Origin of the sequence: Methylocella silvestris, assembly GCF_002891535.1 — a bacterium.
Classification (GTDB): Bacteria; Pseudomonadota; Alphaproteobacteria; order Rhizobiales; family Beijerinckiaceae; genus Methylocapsa; species Methylocapsa silvestris_A.
On sequence record NZ_PDZR01000009.1, the window covers coordinates 125431 to 148025 of the forward strand.

The window sequence follows — 22595 nt, forward strand, 5'->3', positions numbered from 1 at the left end:
GGTCGAAAGGCGCTCTAACCGTCCAACGGAGCAAGCGCATTTTGGCGTGGCGGCGGGATCGCCGCCTGCCGCCAGCGGACGCCGATCTCCCTTGCCAGTCGGGGCAGATTCGGCGCGTCCCCCGCGCCGCCTTCCGGCCCGAACAGCAGCGCGTCGACCGCCGCGATCTGCCGCGCGATCGCCGGCTCGCACGCGGCGCGGCGCCAGCGCGCGCCGTCGAGCCGCGACAAAGCAAGGCTCGCCGCGCGGAACGCCGAAAAATCGCCGGCCCGGGCGGCGCGGCGCATCTCGCGCAGCCGTTTGCGCGCCGGGCCAAATGACTGCGACAATAATTCGCGCCACGAGGCGGACGTCAGGATGAAAAAGGCGAGAGCGGCCGTCCAGACAAAACTCGCCGCCCCGGCGACGAACAGCCAGGACGAAAGCATCGGGCCTTTTTCCGGCGCCGCGGCGCGCGTCAGGGCGGTCGGATCGATGAAGGCGACCGTCTGCGCCGGGATCGCCGCGTCGCGCATCTTGCGCTCGCCGACGTCGAACCAGGGGATGTGAACCGCCGGCATTTTTGCGGGATCGCTCGAGATCGGACGGACGTCATAGCGATACACCGCCCGCGCGAGCGGACCGGCGTCGGTGGTAATCGTCGCACGCTCGGCCGGAGCGGCAAAGACGATAACGCCCGGCGCCCGCATGTTCGGCGGCGGCGGCAGACGGTCGGCGGTCAAGCCCAAAGCCTCGATCGTGACCGTGCGTCGCGACGTCTCGTTGAGGCCGAGCCGGTCGGGGCGCGGATCCCAATGATCGGAAATCGTGACGGATTTCGCCGGCAGCCACCAGTCGCCGGGCTTGCCGAGGCCGTCATGCGCACGAACGTCGAGCGTCACCGGGCCGGATGTGAAAGCCGTCTCGGTGCGGCTGTTGTCCGGAGCGATGAGTTCGACCTTGCGCGTAAAGGGCTCGATGGCGAGCCGCCCGGCGCGGCGCGGATAGATCGCGATTACCCGCTCGATGCCGGCCACGGTCACGCCATTGATCGTCGTTGAGACCGGCGAATCGCGGCCAAACTGCTGCCAGTCAAAATTGATGAGGTCCGGCTGCACGATTTCATGGGCGGCGACCGGCGCGCCGATAAAGGAGCGCAGGCGCAGCAACAGCATCTCGCCGACATAGGGCGATTCTTTCGGTCCGTCGATGACGGCCTCGGTCCGATTGAGCGGTTCGGCTTTGGCTCGGGGAACAGCCACAATCAGCGTGCAGAACATCGCTGCGACCGCCGCGGCAAGCCTGCGCCGGCGAAAAAACCGCCCGTCAATCATCTTCGCTTGCCTCCGGCGCTCCGGCCTTGCGCCGCGCCTGTTCCGACAGAATATGCAGTTTCAGGAACGCGCCGGGATCGTCCGGAAGGGCGTCGAGCCAGTCGCGCGTCGCAAGCACGGCATGGGATTCGAGGCGCCGCCGGGCGCGCAGATCCCGCGCCGCCATCAGCTTGGTGATGTCGACCATGACGCCGCCGGCGCGGCCCTCGCCCTCGGCGTTGCCGGCCGAGCCGGTCGCCTTTCCGGCGCCCTCGCGCGCGGCGCCGGGATCGCCGACGCCCGTTTTCGGCGCAGAGCCGGCCCCGTCCGGCCCGGTCGATTTCGATTGAACCGTGCCGACAAGGCCGCTGCCCGTACTCGTCGCCTCGCTCAATTCCGGCGTCGCCCGCGGCGCATGGATCTGCCGTGTGGCGTCGGCGTTGGCGACGCCGCCCTTTTTCTCGCCGCCGTCTCCGCCCGCAGTCGAAAGCAGCGAGGCGACCAGCTCCCTGTTGGCGGCCGCGTCTTCGTTATCCGGGTCAAAGGAGATCGCCGCCTCATAGGCCTTGACCGCTTCGGCGTAACGGCCATCCCGCGCGAAAGCGTTGCCGCGATTATAGGCGTTTTCGGGGGTCGCGCCGAAAGCCTGCGCCGCCTCGCTCCAACGTCCGGCGGAATAGAGCGCCGTCCCCTTCCAGCTGGAATCTTGGAAGAATTCCGCGGCGGCGGAGGGAAATCCGAGCACGAACAGGAGATGTCCGGCGACGGGACGGCCCCAAACATAGAGGCCGGCCAGCGGCGCCCCGATCAGCAAGACGAGAATGAGCTTTCTCATCGCGCAATCCTGCGGAAAGCGAGGAGAAGCGGAAGGCAGGCGGCGAAAAGAACATAACGCCCATAGTCGCGCCAATAGAGCGAGGCGACGCTGGAGCCGCCAAGCCGGCGGATGGCGCGGCCGGCAATGGCGCTGGTCACGGGGGAAGGCGCTCCAGCGTCGGCGGCGACGCCCGCGCCTGAGGCCGCCAATTTTGCCAACGCCGCGCGGCCCGCGGTTTGTCCGCTTTCGCCGCGGCCTTCCTGCGACGTGAACAGCGTATGCACCTTGAGCCCGGCGGCGGCGAGCGCCCGCGCTTCGCTCACGGCAGCCTCGTTGACGCCGGCGCCCGACGAGATCAGCGTCACATCGCCGGCGACGATTTTTGCGTTTGCGGCGATCCGCCGCGCCAGCGCCAGAGCGAGGTCCGGCCGCACGCCAGGATCGGGCACGGTCTCGCCGTCGAGCGCGAAGATCAGCGAGCCGGTCGCAGCTGAATCGTCGGTCATCGGCGCGGCGAGATAGGCGTCGCCCGCATAGACGATGAGTCCGGTCTGGCGCGCGGCGCCGGCCTCGAGCGCAAGATGGGCCGCCGTTGTCGCCTGCCTGAGCTGGGCGCGATCGGTCGCCTCGCCGGCGAGATCGACGAGGATCAGATTGGCGTCGAGATTGCGGAACCTGTCGGCGTCGCGGCGTTTCAGCGCCGGCCCGCTGAGCGCGAGCGCCAGAATGACAAGCGCCCAAAGAGCGGGAGCAAGATCGGATTTGCCTCCGGGCGCGAGCAGCCCCCGCCGCGCCATGGCGGAAAGAAGCGGCGGATCGACGGCGCGCTGCCACTGGCCTGGCCCGCCGCCGCCGGTCTTGATTGCGTAATAAGCCATAGCCGCGAGCGGCAAGGCGAGCAGCCACCAGGGCCGCAGCAGCGCGATAGAGCCGAAGGCGATCAAAGCTGCGGCCTGCGCAGAAAGCCGAGGCCGGCGCAGGCGAGAAAGGAGAGACCCGCAGCATAGGGCCAAAGCTCGCGCCGCTGCACCGAAACGCTCGCCTCCGCCTCACCGGCGACGAGGCGCTCAATCGCCGCCGAGGCATAGGCCAGATCCTCGGTCGTGCGCACCCGGAAAGCCTCGCCGCCGCCGATTTCGGCAAGCCTTTGCAGCGCGAGAAAGTCGACCGGGTCGCCAAGGCCATTGAAGGTCTGCGTATCGACGACGCCAAGTCCGATCGTATAGATTTTGACGCCAAGACCAGGCGCGAGTTCCGCAACGCCCATTGGGTCGGTTGTGCCGGCGTCATTGGCTCCGTCGGACAAAAGGACAATGATGCGCGAGGGCGCCTTCGATTCCGTCAGGCGCTTCAGCGCAAGGCCAAGTCCCTCGCCGATGGCGGTCGAATGGCCGACGAGGCCGAGCGGAATCTCGGCGAGCGTCCGGCTGACCGCGTCGACGTCAAAACTCAGGGGCGCGGCGGCGTAGGCGCGCTCGGCGAAAATCACGAGCCCGACGCGATCGCCGGTCCGGCGCTTGATGAGGGCGGCGCCGACCCGCTTCAAGGCGTCGATCCGGCTCGCGGCATGGCCGTCGAGCACGAAATCCTCGGCCGCCATGCTGCCGGAAAGGTCGAGCGCGAAGATGATGTCGCGGCCGGATGCAGGCTGCGCCGGATTGGCGGCGACCGTGCGGGGTCCGGCCAGCGCGACGACGACCAAAATCCAGGCGGCCCAGGCGAGCAGCGCGCCAAGCCTTGAGCCGCCCGGCCGCGCGGCGACGCGCCCGCCGGACGTGAGGCGCTCGGCGATCGCGCGCGGAATCGTCAGGCCGCCGGCGGTCGCGGCGCGATCGCGGCGCCAGAAGAGCGCGATCAGCGGCAGCGGCAGCAGCGCCAAGGCAAGCGGCGCGGCGAGATCGAAACCTTCGAGGCTCATAGCAGCCGTCTCAATGTGAAATCCTTGGCGGGAGCATGGCGATAAGCCGCGACAGCTCCAAATCCAGCGTCTCGACCGTCGCGGCGGACGAGCGGCGATAGAGCGGCTCCCCGAAAGCCTGGCCGGCGCCGGCGGTGAAGAAGGATGTGCGCAGCGTCTGGTCGAGGCGGGTGAGCCAGGCGTCGCCGCCAAGGCCGCGGGGCGCCTCGCCGTCGATCGTCCGCACGAGACGGCGCAAGAGCTTCGCCTGCGCCGCCAGCCGTTCGTCCGGCGCAAGGCCGCGTGAAAGAGCCAGCTCCGCCAGCGCGGCGCGCCGCTCGGCGCCCCGGCGGACGGAAAGGAGGCGGATCAGCGCCACCCCTGCCAGCGCCGCAACGATCCCGGCCAGCATCGCCGCGGCGATCAGAAAGACCTCGCCGGAATCGGCCGGCAGATGGATTGGACGCAGTCCGTTGAGCGCCTCCACAGGATCAGCCATCGAGACGTTCCAGTAGCGGCGCCATCGCCTCGACATCCAGCGAGGAATCGAGGCTCAAGGCCCGCGCGCCAAGGCGCTGCAGGCGGGCGACGCGTTCGTCCGGCTTTGGCGCCGCATCCGCGCCGATGCGCAGCCAACCCGCGGCGCCGGCCATCGTTGCGTAAGGATAGGAGCCCTGCGGCGGCGCGGTCTCGAACCGGTCGGCGATGAGCGCGAAGCAAAGATCGCGGCGTAGCGCGATCCGCGCCACGATCTCGTCGAATTGCGGCCCCGGCTCGTCGAGCGCGGTGGCGACGACGATCGCCGCGTTCTTGCCGGCAAGCCGGTCGGCTTCCTCAAGACTCTCGGTCAGCGGCGGATCGAGCCTTGAGCGGCTCGCCAGCGCGTTGCGATGCGCGCGCTCGAGCTCTGAGACCATGGCGATCATCGCCCGCGCGCCGCGGCCGTAGCGGATCAGATGACCGCCGTCATGCTGAATGACCATCAGGCCGACGCGCCCGTCGCGGGCGGCGCGCCAGCCGAGGAGGGTCAGCGCCTCCGCCGCCGCGACGGAGCGCAGCGCGCGCCGCGTGCCAAACAGCATGGAGGGCCGAAAGTCGGCGACGAGAAGAACGGCGCGTTCGCGTTCCTCGCGAAAGGTCCGCACATGCGGAATGCCCGTGCGCGCCATCACATTGCGGTCAAGATGGCGGACGTCGTCGCCATCCGACCAGCTCCGGATGTCATGCACCTCAAGGCCGCGGCCGCGCCGGCGATGCGCCACATTGCCGGGCAAGGTCGAGCGCGGCGCCGCCTTCGGCAAATCCATGCGCTCGGCAAGATGACGTATGCGCAGCAGGTCGTCGACGTTGAGATCGACGCCTTGGATGCCCTCGCCAGCCGGAAGCCCGGCCGGAGCCGGCGCATCATCTTTGCGTGAGAATTGCGATTGCAGGCGCTCGAACAGGCTCATATGCGGCTTCAGACCGGCGTGATCTCATCGAGAAGCTCCAGGATGACGCTTCGCGTCGAGTCGCCGTCGGCGAGCGCGCGCCAGGTGAGGATCGTGCGATGCGCCAGGGTATCGACGGCGAGTTCGGCAACGTCCTGCGGGCTCACATGATCGCGTCCTGCGAGAAAGGCCCGCGCCTTGGCCCCCTTGGCGAGCGCGATGGTGCCGCGCGGGGACGGCGGATGCTCGACCTTGCGCCTAATCCGCGGCGCGACCTGCTCGCTGCGCAGCGCCGTCACAAGACGCACGATATAGTCCTTCACCGCCGGCGACAGATAGACGGCCGTCGTAGCCGCGCGCGCCGCGGCGATCTCGGCGGCGCCAAGATGATGTGCGGCCATCGGTGCGCCCTCGGTCGCTTCATGCTCGACGAGGTCGAGAATTTTGCGCTCGGTCGCGGCATCCGGCAGCTTGACCTCGGCATGGATCATGAACCGATCGAGTTGCGCTTCGGGCAGCGGAAAAGTGCCCTCATGCTCGATCGGATTTTGCGTCGCGACGACCATGAACGGGTCTGGCAAGGGACGCGTCACCCCTGCCGCCGTGACCTGCCGTTCGGCCATCGCTTCGAGCAGCGCGGACTGGACCTTGGGCGGAGCGCGGTTGATCTCATCGACGAGAATGAGGGAATGAAAGATCGGCCCGGCGACGAACTCGAAAACGCCGCGATCCTGCCGCCAGACTGCGGTGCCCGTGAGATCCGCCGGCATAAGATCAGGCGTGCACTGGATGCGCGCGAGAGGCACGGAGAGGCCTTCAGCCAGAAGCTTGACAGCCCGCGTCTTGGCGAGGCCGGGCGCGCCCTCGATCAGCAGATGGCCGTCGGCCAGAAGCCCGATCAGGAGGCGCTCGACAAGAGTTTCGCCGCCGACCAACCCCGCCTCGAGGAAGTCCTTCAGCTCGCAAAACCGCGCCCTGACGCCGGCTTCACGCTCGTTGCGCGCCTCAAGCGAAAGCTCCGCTGAATTTCTGACCAAACCAACTCCTCCCGGTCCGCCCGTTTTTGCCCGGCGTCTTTCATTTCATTATAGAAAAATCCATGATCGAGATAGATCGACGCCGGGTCAACCGTCTCCTTGCGCCGGGGGCGCAGGGCGCGACGGGCTTCAAACATCTTGACGAGCCTTGTTTCGTCGGACACACGCGGATCCATTAAAACAATTTGCAGGCGGTGGAGGCGCGGCGGCGGCCTCGCGCGTTATGAGCGAAGGCGCGGCAGGGCCCGAAGCAGCGGCTGAATTCACAGAAGGAGCGGCGAGTGGACGCGACGGCGATCAAAACCGACCCCTCTCTCACATCCGATCAGCTGCTCGACGCCCTCGAATCCTTGCGTCGCGGCGATTTCACCGTGCGGCTTCCGCGCAACGGCCGCGGCGTCGACGGCGAAATCGCCGAGGCCTTCAACGCGATCGCCGCCGCGAACCAGTCCATCGCCGGCCAGCTCGAGCGCGTCCTTGAGGCGGTCGGACGCGAGGGCCAGACGGGAACCCGCGTGCGCTTTGGCCTTTCCACGGGCGCCTGGGCCGAAATGGAAGCTTCCGTCAACGCCCTGATCGACGATCTCGTCTGGCCGACGACGGCGGTGACTTCGACCATCACCGCGATCGCCAAGGGCGACCTGCTCCAGCCGATGCCGCTGGAATTCAAGGGGCGCCCGCTGAAGGGCGAGTTTCTGCGCGCCGCCACCACCGTCAACGCGATGATCGCCCAGCTCGACGTGTTCACCTCCGAGGTGACCCGCGTCGCGCGGGAGGTCGGCGCTGGCGGCAAGCTCGGCGGCCAGGCTGAAGTGCGCGAGGTGACCGGCGTCTGGAAAGATCTGACCGAAAGCGTCAACTCCATGGCCTCGAATTTGACGGCGCAGGTGCGCAATATTGCGGAGGTCACGATCGCCGTCGCCCATGGCGATCTGTCGAAGAAGATCACGGTCGACGTCCGCGGCGAGATCCTGCAGCTGAAAGAAGCCATCAACACGATGGTCGATCAGCTGCGCTCCTTCGCCTCCGAGGTCACCCGCGTCGCGCGCGAGGTCGGCACCGAAGGCAAGCTCGGCGGACAGGCGCTCGTTCCGGGCGTCGCCGGCACATGGAAGGACCTCACCGATTCCGTCAACGCCATGTGCGGCAATCTCACGGCGCAGGTGCGCAACATCGCCGAGGTGACGACAGCGGTGGCGCGCGGCGATCTCTCGCGCAAGATCACTGTCGACGTCTCGGGCGAAATCCTGGCGCTGAAAGAAACCATCAACACCATGGTCGATCAGCTGAACGGCTTTGCCGGCGAAGTCACGCGCGTCGCGCGCGAAGTCGGCACCGAAGGACGCCTCGGCGGACAGGCGCAGGCGCCGGGCGTCGCCGGCACGTGGAAAGACCTCACCGACAACGTCAACTCGATGGCCTCGAACCTGACCTCGCAGGTGCGCAACATCGCCGCCGTTTCGGCCGCCATCGCCAGCGGCGATCTGTCGAAAAAAATCACCGTCAATGTGTCGGGCGAAATTCTGGAGCTGAAGGAAACCATCAATACAACGGTCGACCAGCTGAGCCGCTTCGCCTCCGAGGTGACGCGCGTCGCGCGCGAGGTCGGCACGGAGGGCAAGCTCGGCGGACAGGCGCAGGTGCCGGGCGTCGCCGGCACGTGGAAGGATCTGACCGAAAACGTCAACTCCATGGCGTCGAACCTGACCGCGCAGGTGCGCAACATCGCCGAGGTGACGACGGCTGTCGCGCGCGGCGATCTTTCGCGGAAAATCACCGTCGACGTCAAGGGCGAGATGCTGGAGCTGAAGAACACCGTCAACACGATGGTGGATCAGCTCAACGCCTTCGCCGGCGAAGTCACCCGCGTCGCGCGCGAGGTCGGCACGGAGGGCAAGCTCGGCGGACAGGCGCAGGTGCCGGGCGTCGCCGGCACATGGAAAGATCTGACCGACAACGTCAATTCGATGGCCGGCAACCTCACCGATCAGGTCCGTAACATCGCCGGCGTCGCCACCGCGATCGCCAATGGCGACCTCTCGCGCAAGATCACCGTCGACGTGCGCGGCGAAATCCTGCTGTTGAAAGACACGCTGAACACCATGGTCGATCAGCTGCGCTCCTTCGCCGGCGAAGTGTCGCGCGTCGCGCGCGAGGTCGGCACCGACGGGCGCCTCGGCGGACAGGCCGTCGTGCCGGGAGTCGCCGGAACGTGGAAGGATTTGACCGACAACGTCAATCTGCTGGCGGCCAATCTCACGACGCAGGTGCGCAACATCGCCGAGGTGACGACAGCCGTCGCGCGCGGCAATCTTTCGCGAAAGATCACCGTCGACGTCAAGGGCGAAATTCTGGAGTTGAAGAACACCATCAACACGATGGTCGACCAGCTCAATGCCTTCGCTGGCGAGGTGACGCGCGTCGCGCGCGAGGTCGGCACCGAGGGAAGGCTCGGCGGACAGGCGCAGGTGCCGGGCGTCGCCGGAACCTGGAAGGATCTGACCGACACCGTCAACGTCATGGCCGCCAATCTGACCGAACAGGTGCGCGGTATCGTCAAGGTGGTGACCGCCGTCGCCAACGGCGATCTGAAGCAGAATTTGACCGTCGCCTCCAAGGGCGAGGTCGCCGCCCTCGCCGAGACGATCAACAATATGACGCATACGCTGGCGACTTTCGCCGATCAGGTGACGAGCGTCGCGCGCGAGGTCGGCGTCGAGGGCCGGCTCGGCGGACAGGCGAATGTGCCGGGCGCCGCCGGCACATGGAAGGATCTCACCGGCAACGTCAATCTGCTCGCGGCCAATCTGACGACGCAGGTGCGCGCGATCGCCGAGGTCGCGACCGCCGTCACAAAGGGCGATCTCACCCGCGCCATTCAGGTCGAGACGCGCGGCGAAGTGTCCGAGCTCAAAGACAACATCAACACCATGATCCGCAACCTGCGGCTGACCACGGAGCGCGGCGCCGAACAGGACTGGCTGAAGACAAATCTCGCGCGCTTCACCAATCTGCTGCAGGGTCAGCGCGATCTTGTCACCGTCGGGCGCATGCTTTTGTCGGAGCTCGCCGAATTGATCGGCGCGCAGCACGGCGTCATCTATGAGGTGGACGGCGACGGCCTGACGCTGCTTTCCGCCTATGCCGACGATGGCGAACATCCGCGGCGGATCGCTTTCGGCGAGGGACTCGTCGGACAATGCGCCCGCGACGGCCGCCGCATTCTCATCGCCGATCTTCCGGCAAACGTGTTTCCGATCCGCTCCGGCCTGTTCAAGGCCGCGCCGCGCACCGCAATCGTGCTGCCGATCCTGTTCGAGGGCGAGGCGCGCGCGGTCATCGAACTCGCCTCGCTGAACCCGCTGACGGAGTTGCAGATCTCTTTTCTCGAGCAGCTTACGGCCAGCATTGGCATTGTCTTGAACAGCATCGCCGTCAGCATGCAGACGGAAGGGTTGCTCGGGCAGTCGCAACAGCTCGCAAACGAACTGCTGGCGCGACAGACGGAACTACAACAGACCAATGAACAGATCGAACTCAAGGCGCAGCAGCTGGAGGAGCGCAACAATGAGGTCGAGGCCAAGAACCAGCAGATCGAGCAGGCCCGCCGCGCCCTTGAAGAAAAGGCCGGCGAGCTTGCGCTGACCTCCAAATATAAATCGGAATTCCTGGCCAATATGAGCCATGAGCTGCGCACGCCTCTAAACAGCATCCTCATCCTCGGCCAACAGCTCAGCGACAATGTCGAACGCAATCTGTCCGACCGGCAGGTCGAGTGCGCCCGCACCATTCATGCGGCGGGCAGCGATCTTCTTAATCTGATCAGCGACATATTGGATCTGTCGAAGATCGAGTCCGGCACCGTCTCGATCGACGCCGAGGAAATTTCCTTCGCTCATCTTTTACAGATGATCGCGCGCCCGTTCCGCCACGAGGCGGAGAGCCGCGGGCTCTCTTTCGACGTCGCAGCGGCCGAGGGGCTTTCCGGCCATATCGTCACCGACGTCAAGCGGCTACAGCAGATCTTGAAAAATCTCCTGTCCAACGCCTTCAAATTCACGGCCGCCGGCGGCGTCAGCCTGAACGTCGCGCCCGCGTCAACGGGATGGAGCGCGGACAATCTCTCGCTGACGCGAGCCAAGGAAGTCGTCGCCTTCAAGGTCGCAGATACCGGCATCGGCATCTCCGCCGAAAAACAGAGGATCATCTTTGAGGCGTTTCAGCAGGCGGACGCCGGCACGAGCCGCAAATATGGTGGCACCGGCCTCGGGCTTGCGATCAGCCGCGACCTCGCGCAGCTGCTCGGCGGCGAGATCCAGTTGCGAAGCGTTCCGGACGAAGGCAGCATCTTCACGCTTTATCTGCCGCTCGCCTACTCAAACGTCGAAGGCGCGCCGCGCGCAACCCATGACGAGAGGCGCCCTCTCGCCTCCCAGCAGGTCGATGAGGCGGACGAATGGAGCGACGACCGCGCGGCGATCGAATCCGGCGATGTTACGCTTCTCATCGTCGAGGCGGATGTGCGCGGCGCCCGCGCCGCCGCCGCGATCGGGCGCGAAAGCGGCTTGAAGTCGATCGTCGCCGCGCGCGGGGCGGACGCGTCGGGGCTGGCGGATCTCTACAGGCCCGCGGCGATCCTGCTCAACCTTGGCCTCGCCGATCCGCCGGGCTGGAATGTGCTGGCGCAGCTGAAGCAGTCGATCGGGACACGCCATATTCCGGTTGCGGCGACGGGCGCCATTGAGGACCGCCATCAGGCTCTGTCGCGCGGCGCTTTCGATTTTCTGGAGGCCCCCGTCCGGCCTGTGGACCTCAAGGCTGCGCTGACGCGTCTCAAAACCTATGCCGAAAGGCGGCAAAGGACGCTGCTGCTGGCGACGGGCGATCCGGGCAGGCTTGCCCAGTGGGGGGAGTTCATCGGCGGCGACGACGTCGAGATCATCGCCGCGGCGACGGCGGCCGACGCGCTTGCTGCGCTGCGCGGTCGCGCGATCGACGCGGTTGTGCATGATTTTAATCGCTCGCGAGAGCCCGGCCTCGATCTCATCGCGAAGATGTGCGAGGACGCCGCGCTCCGCCGCATCCCCGTCATCCTGTTTGCGGAACAGGGTCTTTCGCGCGACGAGGAAGGGCAGCTCGACGCGCTCTCAAGATTGCTCGTTCTAAAGAGAGCGCTGTCGCGCGAACGGCTGCTTGACGAGGCCGCCCTTGCGCTGCATCGCTACGTGCCAGAGCTACCGGCCGACAAGCGGGCGCTGATCGAGCGCCTCTATGATTCGAACGATGGTCTTGTTGGCCGGACTGTTCTTCTCGTCGATGATGACGCACGCAATATCTTTGCTCTGAGCGGCGTGCTGGAACGGCGCGGCATGAGCGTTCTGACCGCCGCCAATGGCGGCGAGGCGATCTCGTCGCTGCACGCCAGCCCCGAGATCGAAATCGTGCTGATGGATGTGATGATGCCTGACATGGATGGCTATGAGACGATGCAGCGGGTGCGCGCCGAGCCGGCGTTCCGGCGCCTGCCGATTGTCGCGCTCACCGCAAGAGCGATGAAGGGAGATCGTGAAAAATGCATCGACGCGGGCGCGTCGGATTATCTCGCAAAGCCGGTCGACCGCGAACAATTGCTCGCCGTCCTGCGCATGTGGCTGCACCGGTAGGAACAGGCGATGGCCGCGAACGATAAAGTCAACATCCTGCTCGTCGACGATCAGCCCGGCAAACTTCTGAGCTATGAGGCGATTCTCGGCGAGCTTCAGGAAAATCTGATCAAGGCGGCTTCGGCGCGAGAGGCGTTCGCGCATCTTCTCAAGACAGAGGTCGCGGTCATTTTGATCGACGTCTGCATGCCGGAGCTCGACGGCTATGAGCTTGCGGCGATGATCCGCGAACATCCGCGGTTCGAGACCGTCGCGATTATCTTCGTGTCGGCGATCCAGATCACCGATCCCGACCGGCTGCGCGGCTATGAGGCCGGCGCCGTTGACTATGTGCAGGTTCCTGTGGTTCCCGAAGTTTTGCGCGCGAAAGTCAAGGTGTTCGCCGAACTGCATCGCAAGACGCGCCAGCTTGAGCGGCTCAATGAACAGCTCGAGGAGCGGGTCGCCGAACGCACGGCGGCGCTCGAACAATCAAGCGCGGAGCTGAAGCGGCTCAATCAGGATCTCGAGACGCGGATCGACGCCCGCACGCGCGAGCGAGAGCAGGCGCTGGCGCAATTGTTCGAGGCGCAGAAAGTGGACGCCATCGGCCAGCTGACCGGCGGCGTCGCGCATGATTTCAACAATCTCCTGACGGCCATCATGGGAAGCCTCGAGCTTTTGAAGAAGCGCCTGCCCGACGAGCCGCGCATCAGCCGCCTTGTCGACACAGCGATGCAGGGGGCCGAGCGCGGCGCGGCGCTGACACAGCGTCTGCTGGCGTTCTCGCGTCGTCAGGAGCTAACGCCCGAAGCGGTCGACGTCGCGCAGCTCGTCAACGGCATGGAAGAGCTGCTCAGCCGCGCGCTCGGCCCCGGCGTCAGCATCGAACAACGCTTGCCGAATGATCTCAACTTCGCGCGGGTCGACGGCAATCAGCTCGAACTCGCCCTCATCAACCTCGCCGTCAATGCGCGCGACGCGATGCCCTCGGGCGGAGCCATCACCATCGCCGCTGCAAACGACATCATCACCGCGCCGGGCGATGGCAAAGCAATCGGCCCCGGCGCCTATGTTCGCATCAGCGTCATTGACACCGGGCAGGGCATGGACGCGGCGACGCTCGCCAAGGCGGTCGACCCGTTCTTCACGACCAAAGGGCCAAGCAAAGGCACCGGCCTTGGACTGTCCATGGTGCAGGGCCTTGCGGTTCAGTCCGGCGGAGCGATCAAAATTTCGAGCCTTGTCGGAGCCGGCACCACCGTCGAACTCTGGCTGCCGCAGGCGGACTCCGACGAACCGCGCAAACGCGCGGCGCCGGACGCGCGCAAAAGCTGGCGCGCGTCGCTCGCGCCCTGCACGGTTCTCCTCGTCGACGACGATCTCCTGGTCAGCGCCGGCGCCTCCTCAATCCTTGAAGACCTCGGCCATAGCGTCATCGAGGCCCATTCCGGAGCGGAAGCGCTGCGGCTTCTGCAGAACGGCAGCGCGCCCGATCTTGTCATCACCGACTACGCCATGCCGGGCATGACCGGGCTTGAACTCGCCCGCGCGATCCGCGCCAGCTATCCGGCGCTGCCCATTGTGCTCGCCAGCGGCTATGCCGAGCTGCCGCATCTTGGCCTCGACGAGAAGCCTCTGCCCCGTCTCGCCAAACCCTTCCGGCAGGACGAGTTGCTGGCGGCGATGGCCGCGGCCGCCGCCGGCTGAATTCCTTTGGCGCGATCCGCGCTCGGAGGAGAGTCACCGGCCGCTACGAATGCGAGAAAACTCGACGGTCCAGCTGTTCAGCTCTTTCAGATCCTGATGCAGCTGCTCGAGTGCAAAACCAAGCGCAAACAGCCGCTCCAGTTCTTCGACGGAGAGGCTTCGCGTCAGCCCTTCCTGACGATAGGCGGCGATTTCCGCATCATAAGCCTCAAGAGCCGATTCAAAGTCAGTAAGCGAAGGCGTCTCGCCTGAGATCAGCGCATGGCCGCTGGACTCGAGAAACAGCGCAGCGCTTTCGGTCGCGCGGGAGAGCGAGGCGGCAAGACGCTGGCGCAGCCCGCCCGGAAGCGGCGCGATCGCGGCGCGGCCGATAATGACAAGATCGTGGCGCAACCGCCGCAGCATCGTCAATAAAGGCTGCAACGGCGTTTCGGCGGCCAGATAAGGCACGCGCTCGCGGCGCGCCTCGTCAACGATGACCTCCAGCCTGTTCAGGGCGGGGCCAAGCCCCGCCTGAATTTCGGAAACGCGGGCGATGTCAAGGGGAGAAGCGCAGCCCGCGAGAAGCTGGCGTAGCGCCTGAGCCATGCGGCGCAGCATGGCGTCAGCGGCTTCAAGCCCAAGATTATGCGCCCGCGACGGCAGCACGAAAAAGGAGACGGCCAGCGCCGTCAGCCCCCCAAGCAGCACTTCGGCCACACGGTAGAACGCCGATTCCAGGGGCGACGCATGGATGATCGTCGGCGCGAACAGAACCATGACGGCCGTGAAGGGCCCGGCGCTGAAGCGCGGCTTCACGGCCCCAAGCAGCGCCAGAGGCGCAATCGAAATGACGAGCACGGCTATGAACTGGATCTCGTCATGATGAGGCACCAGCACGGCGACGAGCCCGCTATAGGCCGCGCCGCCAACCGTGCCGAGGAAATAATCGGCCGTCGTCTTGACCGATTTGCCAAGGCTCAGCTGCGACATGACGACCGCCGTCAGCACCGTCCAAAGAATTTGCGGCACATGCAGCAGCAGCGACAAAATGTAAGTAAGGAGCGCCGCGATGGTCACGCGCACGGCGAGGCGCAGTTCCGTGCGATGCGTCTCGATCCAGGTCTTGAGCCAGCGCCAGGGTCTTGCGAGGCCGATCGGGATGGCGTTCATTTCGTCCGATATCCGGGAGGAGGATCGAAAGGCCGCGCGGGAGATGACGTCAGGCGGAACTGTTCGGCGTCATGCTCTAAAAACCGGGAAGGCGCCGCCCTGTCAACGCCCGGGAGGCGCGCCCAATGCCGCAAAAGGCGTCCCTTCAGAACGAATGCGCCATCGCGACGACGTCCGTCCATCCGGCCGCGCGCCGCGGCCAGACGAAATCGCGGTTCCAGGGCAAATCGCCAAACAGCACGGTCGGCACGCCAGCGGCGGCGGCGCGGCGGATCTGGCGCGCATTGTCGTCGATGAGCAGCCGGGCGCCGACCCGGCGCAGCGCCCGCACCTTGTCCGGATGATGGCCGACGACGTGAACCTCCGCAAAAGCGCCCGGAAACAGCCGCTCGACAAGCGCCTCGGTCAGCGCCGCCGTCTCCGGCTTGCGCGCGGTGATGACGACGAGCCGGAACCCGGCGTCGGCGAGGGCGGCGCAGCCCGCTGCCGCGCCCGGATTTGCGCTGAGGTTCTGATGCGCCGCAGCGTCATAGAAGCCGTTGACGATTTCCATCGTCTGCTTCTCGTCCACGCCGAGCTGATAGGCCGCAAGCCGCGCGGCGTCGACGCGAACCCCCCGGCTCTCCTCGATCCAGTCGAGCAGGACGGAGATGGTGTCGACCAACGTGTCGTCGAGATCGATGGCGAGGGTTTTCATGACCAGGTCGGAATTCCTTTCGAGCGCTTTCCGATCACATGGAAACCGGTGATCGACAAGAAATCGCTCCACGTCAATAAGTTGGGGCATGCCGTTACCGTTCAGATGATTCCATCTGAACGGGACATGCTGAAATGCGCAGGGCGATCGCTGCCACGATCAGCTTGACCATGCTATAACCCCCTCCCGACGCCTGCTGCGGGCGTTTATCGCGCAGGAGAGGAGACTATGCCCGGTTCCGCCGCCAGTATTTCCATGTCCGACCTTACAGGAATATTGGCCGTCTTTGCTCTTGTCGCCGCCAATGGTTTCTTCGTCGCCTCGGAATTCTCTCTCGTCGCGATCCGGCGCAGCCGCGTCGCCGAACTCGTCGCGAACCGGCGCCCTCACGCGGTCGCGCTGCAACGCGCGGTCGACCATCTCGATTCCAATCTCGCGGCGACCCAGCTTGGCATCACCATTTCCTCGCTCGCCCTCGGCTGGATCGGCGAGCCGGCCCTCGCCCATCTGATCGAGCCGCTGGTCAACTGGCTGCCAGGCTCGCTCGCGACCGCGAGCGCCCACGCGGCGGCGGTTGCGATCTCCTTCCTGATCATCACCGCGCTTCACATCGTTCTCGGCGAACTGGCGCCAAAAAGCCTCGCGCTGCAGCGCAGCGAGGCGACGGCGCTCGCGGTGGTGCGGCCGCTCGGCTTCTTTCTCATGCTGCTGCGTCCGGCGATCAGCGCCCTCAACGGCCTCGGCAATCTTGTTTTGAAAGGCTTCGGCCTCTCACCCGGCGCCGGCGAAGGCTCGATGCATTCGGCGGAGGAGCTGAAGCTGCTGATCCAGGCGAGCCAGGAAGCCGGCATCCTGCAGGAGACGCAGGAAGAAGTCGTCGTGCGCGTTCTCAATATAGGCGAACGGCGCATCGGCGACATTATGACGCCGCGCACCGACGTCGACTGGATCGATACGGAAGACAGCCGCGAAGACATTTTGCGCACGATCCGCGAATGCCCGCATGAGCAGCTTCTCGTCGGGCGCGGCGCGATCGACGAGCCGCTCGGCATGGTTTTGAAAAAAGATCTGCTGCATCAGGTTCTTGAGGGGCGCGAGCTCGACCCGATGACGGCGATCCGCCAACCCCTCGTCGTCTATGAGACGATGTCGATTTTCAAAGTGCTCGAACAGTTCAAGGCGGCGCCGGTGCGCCTCGCCATCATTCTCGACGAATATGGCGTACTCGAAGGCATTGTGACGCAAACCGATCTCTTGCAGGCGATCGCCGGCGATCTGCCCGACGCCAATGGCGACGATCCCTATATCGTCGAACGCGATGATGGCTCATTGCTGATCGACGGAATGACCCCGGCCGATGAGGCGTTCGACCGGCTCGGCGTGAAGAGGCCAAAGGACCGGCAGTTTCACACCGTCGCCGGCTTCGTCCTCGTGCAGCTTGGTCATTTGCCGGAGGTTGGCGAGAAATTCTCCTATGAGAGCTGGGTGATCGAGATCGTCGATCTCGACGGCAGGCGGATCGACAAGCTTCTCGCGCGGCGGATTTGACGGAGCGGCCGGCGCGCCAAGCTGATGCGTCGGCATCTAAGTTGACTTTATCTATGGACTATATATACAACTGAAGCGCGACCGGAGCAGCACGCTCCTTCCCCGTCAGCCTTCAGAATCGCCATGACCGCCTATTATTCGCAGGACATCCACGGGCCGTTCGAGACCTTCGATCTCGGCGATTTCGACCTCGAAAGCGGCGACAAGATTCGCGGCCTGAAACTCGCCTACGCCACATTCGGCGAGCTCGCGCCCGATAAATCCAACGCCATTCTGTTTCCGACCTGGTATTCGGGCACGACAAAGATCCTCGAGAGCGCCTATCTCGGCCAAGGCCGCGCGCTCGATCCGAGCAAATATTTCATCATTCTCGTCAATCAGATCGGCAATGGCCTTTCGACCTCGCCGAGCAATACGCGGGCGCCCTTCAACGCCGCGCGCTTTCCAAAAATCGCCATTGCCGACGACGTCCGGGCGCAGCGCCGGCTGATCGCCGAAAAATTCGGCCTCGAAAAGCTCGCCCTCGTCCTTGGCGGCTCGATGGGCGCGCAATTGACCTTCGAATGGGCGGTGCGCTTTCCGGACGTGGTGGAGCGCGCGGCGCCGATCGCCGGAACCGCGCGCGGGACCGTGCATAACCGGCTGCTGGTTTCGACCTTCATCGAGGCGATCGAGAGCGACCCGGCCTTCGAGGGCGGCTGGTATGCAGAGGGCGCGGCCCATCGCGGCCTGCGCCGTCACGCGCGCCTCTTCGCGGCGGCGGGATTCACGCCGGATCTTTTCAACCACGCCGCCTGGCGCCCGCTGGGATTTTCCAGCAGCGAGGATTTTCTGACCGGCTTCGTCGAGGCGCATTTCCTGCCGCAGGACCCGAATAATCTGATCCTGCTCGCGAGCAAATGGCGCGAGAACGACGCCGCGCGACGTTTTGGCGGCGACATCGTCGCCGCGCTCGCCTCGATCAAAGCGAAAACTTTCGTCATCGCCATCGAAGAGGACGGCTTCTTTCCGCTTCAAGACCTCGCCGCCGAGCAAAAGCTCATCCCCGGAAGCGAACTCAGGCGCGTCTCTTCGATCTGGGGCCACCTTGCTCTGTTCGGCCTCGACCCCGGCTACAATTCGGCGATCGACACGCATCTTCGCGAACTTCTGGCCGCCTGACGGCGCCAGGCGGATCTCGCCCCGCCCCTTCCACTTAAAAGCCCGTGAGGAGTGTCGCCATGAATGACCAACCACGCCCGCCGATCGATCCTTCCTCCCTTTGCCCCTATGTGGCCTGGGCCGGAAATCGCAACAAAGATCCGATCCTTGCCGTGTTCAAGGAGATCTTCCCCAAAGAAGGCGACGCGCTGGAGTTCGCGAGCGGATCGGGGCTGCATGTCACTTATTTCGCGCCGCATTTCCCCGCATTGCGATTCCAGCCGTCCGATTATGACGTCACGGTTTTCGACAGCATTCGCGAAAAGCGCGACGACAAGAAACTGACCACCGTCGCCGACCCGATCCGCATCGATCTCACCGATAAGGGCTCATGGCCGGATGCGGTGGAGCGGCGCTATGACGTGATCTTCGTCATCAATATCTTCCAGGTCGCGCCGCTGTCGATCGCCGACGGCATCTTCGCCCTGGGAGAGGAGCTTTTGAAACCCTCCGGTGAGATCGCCATCTATGGCCCGTTCAAGGTCGACGGCGCCTATACGACCCCCTCGAATCAGGCTTTCGACGGCGAGATCCTCGCCGCCGGCGTCGCCGAATGGGGCCTTAAAGACGTGCGCGATCTCGAAAAATCAGCGAAAGCGCATGGGCTCGCGCTGAAAAGCCGGATCGATATGCCGGCGAATAATTTCATTCTGCTGTTTGGCAGGCCATAAAGCGGCCGCAACAACAGAAAGCGGCTGAACATGAGCGAGACGAGCGCGCGACGCATTTCCGTGGTGTTTGGGGTCGGCGCCGCCAGCGGCCTTGGCGCGGCGCTGGCGCGACGCTTCGCGCGGGAAGGACTTGTCGTCTATCTTGCTGGCCGGACGCAAGAGCGGCTCGAAGCCCGCGCAGCGGAAATCCGCGCCGCCGGCGGAGAGGCTCATGCGCGCGGCCTCGACGCGACGAAAGAAGGCGAGGTGATCGCCCTGCTCGACGAAGCCGTGCAAGGGGGCGCGCTAGATCTGGTCGTCTTCAACGCCGGGGCGAATGTCGCCGCGCCCCTTCTCGACGTCTCGGCGCACGAGTTCGAGCAATTGTGGCGTCAGAACGCTTTCGGCGGCTTTCTCGTTGGACGCGAAGCCGCAAGACGCATGGCGCCGAATGGGCGCGGCGTGATCCTGTTCACCGGGGCGACGGCCTCGCTGCGAGCCCGCCCGCCTTTCACGGCCTTTGCCGCGGCCAAGGCGGCGCTCCGCGCCGTGGCGCAGGGGCTCGCCCGCGAATTCGGACCACGCGGGCTGCATGTCGCCCATATCGTCATCGACGGCGTTATCGATGGCGACTACGCCCGCGCGCGATTTCCGCAATTTGTCGCGGCGAAGGGCGAAGACGGGCTGCTGAAGGCCGACGAGATTGCCGACGCCTATTGGTCGCTTTATCGGCAGCCGCGCAGCGCCTTTACGCATGAACTTGATCTGCGTCCGTTCTCCGAACCGTTCTAAGCCCTGGATATTGACTAAAAACAGGAAAGGAAGATCAGATGAGCCTCAGCAAAGTATTTCTCTACGCCGAAATCCAGGTTTCGATCCCGTTCGGAGCCATCGACTGGCGCCCGATCGACGTGGAAATGAAGAAAAACCCCGGCCTCAAGAGCAAGACCTGGCTTGCGGGCCTCAACACCAACACCATCGGCGGTTTCTACGAATTCGACTCGGTCGCGAACGCGGACGCTTATGCGCGGGGCTATCTTGCCGAGGCCGCGCGCAGGCTTGGCGGTCAGCTCTCGGTCAAACTGTTCGACGGCGAGGTGACGGCGGCGGCGAGCCGCGCCATCCACTCGCCTTTTTATGCGTCAGAGGGAGCCTCGCCCGCGGTCGCCGAAGCGCAGGAGCGCGCGACTGCGGTAGATGCGTAGGAGCGCCGTCGGCCCTGAAACTTCCTGGCGCATGCGCGCGTAAATCGGGCAGGCCGGCCCTCCCCCCGGTCGAGCAGGCTTTCCGCCCGCGGGAGCCGGCCGTTTCGCCACCCCTTTGACGGCGCCCCCGATGCGCCCTCAAGGCCCAACGATCGTGATCCGGTAGCTTCAACAGCTAACCCCCGCCTCGACGCCGAGCGCGGGGGTTTCCTTGTAGGCAACGGCAATAGGGCGAATCGCCATTTCTGGCCGTGGCCGAAGCCGGGCCTTTGCCGCGCTGCCTCCCTCGATCCCAACACAATAAACCGGGACCAAATCGCTGCCGAATCAGGGTTCAAATGTTCGGTGGAGGGCGACCGGATCAAGCGCTTTCGCCGGACCAGTCCGGCGAAAGCGGTTTCAGAGCGCGGCCGCCGGGGTTACCGCAAACAGCGCATTCATCAGCCCGCGCAGCTGGCTGAACGCCGTCCCGCGCAAGCGCAGGAAGTGGGCCTTGACCTCCGCGGAGCGGAAGCGCTCATGCCGATTGCTGACCATTTGATCGAGCTGATCGACGATGGAATCGGTCAGGTCTTCATCCGGCTCGAGGATCGCGCCTTGGCGTCCCACCAGTTCGGCGATATAGCCGCAATTGGTCGTCACCGCCGGCAGGCCGTAGCTCATCGCCTCGAGAAGAACGAGCGGCTGCGCCTCGTACCGGTAACGCGTCGGGAACAGGAAGACGTCGATCGATTCGAAGAATGCGGCTTTCGTCTTGTCTTTGACCGGACCGATCACCTCAATATAATCGCCAAGGCGCTCATGGCCGCTTGCGAGCAGCGCTTCCGCCTCCGCGCCGACGGCGGGTCCCGCCAAGACGAACGTCAACTCAAGACCGCGTTCGCGGCACTTGGTTGCGACGTCAAGCACCACATCAAGCCCCTTCTCCCTGCAAAGATTGCTGAGAAAGCCGACACGAAGCTTGTTCGGACGCGCCTCTGGCCTTCCGTCCCCATCGGATCTCGCGATATGGCAGGCGTTTTGACTCACCAGAACGTTGCGCAGCCGCGGATAGAGGAATTGCAGATTTTCCGCCATCTCGTCGGACAGCACAACATTGAGGCAGGAACGTCCGGCCACGCGCTGCAATAGGGCGAAGCGCGCCTGGCGCACCAGCGTGTGCTGCGACGTGTGGTGATGCAGAATGATGTTATAGCCGAGCAAACGCGCAAGGGCGATGACCATGAAATTGTAAACGATGCCGAAGCCGGCCTCGAAGACGGTGTAGAATTGCTGATCGCGCCGTACGCCGCGCCTGGCCAGTAGCAAGCTGGCGCGCGCTACTTTGGCGAGGCGAGTCGCATGATATTTTAGGCCGCCCTTATGCGCGCCCGGGCCAATGTCGACGACTTCGACCTTGTCCGAGCCGGCAAATTCCTGCGCCGCCCGTATCACCGCCGCGTTGACGATCGACTGGCCGTGAACCGGCGGGGGGAGGCAAACGGCGAAGAATGCTGAACCGGTGAGCGGTTCGGAGAAAATGATGTCGCCCGGCTGCGCCGCAGGTTCCACTGCAGTTTCATCCCACGACCAAGGCAATTTGTTCATTATTATATACTCCGAACAATGCATCACCCGGCACGCAATGCGTGCGCGAGCCTTCAATGGTTGTAATAAACTTCTATTTTTCGGCTCGTGGAAGCTCGTACGTGGCTTGTAACAGTTCGGTGATTGAGCTGTCTACAGGATTCGGGGTCAAGGTCGTGTATTGCGATGTTCTTTGATCAATTATTTGAGAATGTAGGTTACAATGATGAGTATTGAATTACATCAGTATTACAAATTATTTAGGTTCTCCTAAACCAGGAATGATAAAAAATGAGATTTAATAATCAATAATTGCTCATATTAAATTTCGCCACAATTGAAGCTGGTCTGCTGCGGGTGAATGTATGGCGCCGGCAATATAAGAAATAAAAGCTAAAGCACAGCTCTATGGCGCGGCCTCCAACCGTCGGGCAAACGTCAGTCCCACGCCAAGATTCGACAGGATGTGCGAAAAGACACTTTCCCGTTCATGGCCTGCCGGCGCGCCCGATTGCCCAACCCCCGCACTGCTCCGTTTGCCGGCCTATCGCTTTGTCTGGGAATTAGCACGGGCAAAAAGCCGGGCGTCGATTAGATCAATGTCGCCAAGGCCTCGCTACGTGTCTAGGTCCTGTTGACAAATACCCTCATCCATAGTCGGACGGCGGCGATGAGGACGAAGCCGCGGTAGCTTTCGGCGGTCTTGTCGTAGCGGGTCGCCAAGCGGCGCCAGTTTTTCAGTTTGTTGAAGC

Annotated in this window: 17 protein-coding genes and 1 pseudogene; 7 read left to right on the forward strand and 11 right to left on the reverse strand. The window is 64.7% G+C overall.

The window, feature by feature from the left end; translation table 11 throughout:
• Positions 1-14: 14 nt before the first annotated feature.
• The 7 genes from CR492_RS21135 to CR492_RS10095 are packed head-to-tail and all read right to left on the reverse strand — an operon-like array spanning position 15 to position 6473.
• Positions 15-1313 carry a BatD family protein gene (locus tag CR492_RS21135; RefSeq protein ID WP_102843607.1) on the reverse strand — a complete coding sequence of 433 codons (1299 nt, stop codon included), beginning with the start codon at positions 1311-1313 and terminating at the stop codon, positions 15-17.
• Positions 1306-2127, reverse strand: a complete 822-nt coding sequence (locus CR492_RS20780; RefSeq protein ID WP_180982502.1) for a tetratricopeptide repeat protein — start codon at positions 2125-2127, stop codon at positions 1306-1308. The genes CR492_RS21135 and CR492_RS20780 overlap by 8 nt, the downstream gene beginning before the upstream one ends.
• Positions 2124-3053 (reverse strand): VWA domain-containing protein, encoded by a 930-nt coding sequence (locus tag CR492_RS10075; protein WP_180982503.1) that lies wholly within the window; start codon positions 3051-3053, stop codon positions 2124-2126. Before CR492_RS10075 ends, CR492_RS20780 begins: the two co-directional genes overlap by 4 nt.
• A complete protein-coding gene (locus CR492_RS10080; protein ID WP_102843609.1) occupies positions 3050-4027 on the reverse strand; it encodes a VWA domain-containing protein in 978 nt (325 codons plus the stop codon). Before CR492_RS10080 ends, CR492_RS10075 begins: the two co-directional genes overlap by 4 nt.
• Before the next feature lie 10 nt (positions 4028-4037).
• Entirely contained in the window at positions 4038-4505 is a 468-nt protein-coding gene (locus tag CR492_RS10085; protein WP_102843610.1) for a DUF4381 domain-containing protein, read from the reverse strand.
• Positions 4498-5457: a DUF58 domain-containing protein gene (locus CR492_RS10090; RefSeq protein WP_102843611.1), complete on the reverse strand. Its 960-nt coding sequence runs from the start codon at positions 5455-5457 to the stop codon at positions 4498-4500. Before CR492_RS10090 ends, CR492_RS10085 begins: the two co-directional genes overlap by 8 nt.
• A gap of 8 nt (positions 5458-5465) precedes the next feature.
• The gene (locus CR492_RS10095; RefSeq protein ID WP_102843612.1) at positions 5466-6473 is read right to left on the reverse strand and encodes an AAA family ATPase; all 1008 of its coding nucleotides are present in this window, start codon (positions 6471-6473) and stop codon (positions 5466-5468) included.
• Positions 6474-6754: 281 nt separating this feature from the next.
• Here CR492_RS10095 and CR492_RS10100 point away from each other — a divergent pair, with 281 nt between their 5' ends.
• Both CR492_RS10100 and CR492_RS10105 read left to right on the forward strand, forming a co-directional pair.
• Positions 6755-12136 carry a HAMP domain-containing protein gene (locus tag CR492_RS10100; protein ID WP_102843613.1) on the forward strand — a complete coding sequence of 1794 codons (5382 nt, stop codon included), beginning with the start codon at positions 6755-6757 and terminating at the stop codon, positions 12134-12136.
• A gap of 9 nt (positions 12137-12145) precedes the next feature.
• Complete coding sequence (locus tag CR492_RS10105) at positions 12146-13825, forward strand: response regulator (protein WP_102843614.1); 1680 nt, start codon at positions 12146-12148, stop codon at positions 13823-13825.
• Between the two features lie 33 nt (positions 13826-13858).
• Here the strand turns inward: CR492_RS10105 and CR492_RS10110 are convergent, their stop codons facing one another.
• Positions 13859-14977 carry an FUSC family protein gene (locus tag CR492_RS10110; RefSeq protein WP_102843615.1) on the reverse strand — a complete coding sequence of 373 codons (1119 nt, stop codon included), beginning with the start codon at positions 14975-14977 and terminating at the stop codon, positions 13859-13861.
• A 145-nt stretch (positions 14978-15122) separates the two neighbouring features.
• Positions 15123-15674 (reverse strand): hypothetical protein, encoded by a 552-nt coding sequence (locus CR492_RS10115; RefSeq protein WP_102843616.1) that lies wholly within the window; start codon positions 15672-15674, stop codon positions 15123-15125.
• A 228-nt stretch (positions 15675-15902) separates the two neighbouring features.
• On the opposite strand from CR492_RS10115, the gene CR492_RS10120 reads away from it, so the two are divergent.
• The 5 genes from CR492_RS10120 (at position 15903) to CR492_RS10140 (ending at position 20277) form a co-directional block, all read left to right on the forward strand.
• On the forward strand, positions 15903-17222 hold the full coding sequence (locus tag CR492_RS10120) for a hemolysin family protein (RefSeq protein ID WP_102843617.1): 1320 nt from the start codon (positions 15903-15905) through the stop codon (positions 17220-17222).
• A gap of 123 nt (positions 17223-17345) precedes the next feature.
• Positions 17346-18383: an alpha/beta fold hydrolase gene (locus CR492_RS10125; protein ID WP_102843618.1), complete on the forward strand. Its 1038-nt coding sequence runs from the start codon at positions 17346-17348 to the stop codon at positions 18381-18383.
• A 59-nt stretch (positions 18384-18442) separates the two neighbouring features.
• Positions 18443-19093 (forward strand): DUF938 domain-containing protein, encoded by a 651-nt coding sequence (locus tag CR492_RS10130; RefSeq protein ID WP_102843619.1) that lies wholly within the window; start codon positions 18443-18445, stop codon positions 19091-19093.
• 30 nt (positions 19094-19123) lie between these two features.
• Positions 19124-19864 (forward strand): SDR family NAD(P)-dependent oxidoreductase, encoded by a 741-nt coding sequence (locus tag CR492_RS10135; protein WP_102843620.1) that lies wholly within the window; start codon positions 19124-19126, stop codon positions 19862-19864.
• A gap of 38 nt (positions 19865-19902) precedes the next feature.
• Positions 19903-20277 (forward strand): YdhR family protein, encoded by a 375-nt coding sequence (locus tag CR492_RS10140; protein WP_102843621.1) that lies wholly within the window; start codon positions 19903-19905, stop codon positions 20275-20277.
• A gap of 399 nt (positions 20278-20676) precedes the next feature.
• On the opposite strand, the gene CR492_RS10145 is transcribed toward CR492_RS10140, so the two are convergent.
• On the reverse strand, positions 20677-21864 hold the full coding sequence (locus CR492_RS10145) for a glycosyltransferase family 4 protein (protein WP_180982504.1): 1188 nt from the start codon (positions 21862-21864) through the stop codon (positions 20677-20679).
• Positions 21865-22467: 603 nt separating this feature from the next.
• A pseudogene (locus tag CR492_RS10150) lies at positions 22468-22595 on the reverse strand (IS5 family transposase); the annotation flags it as partial.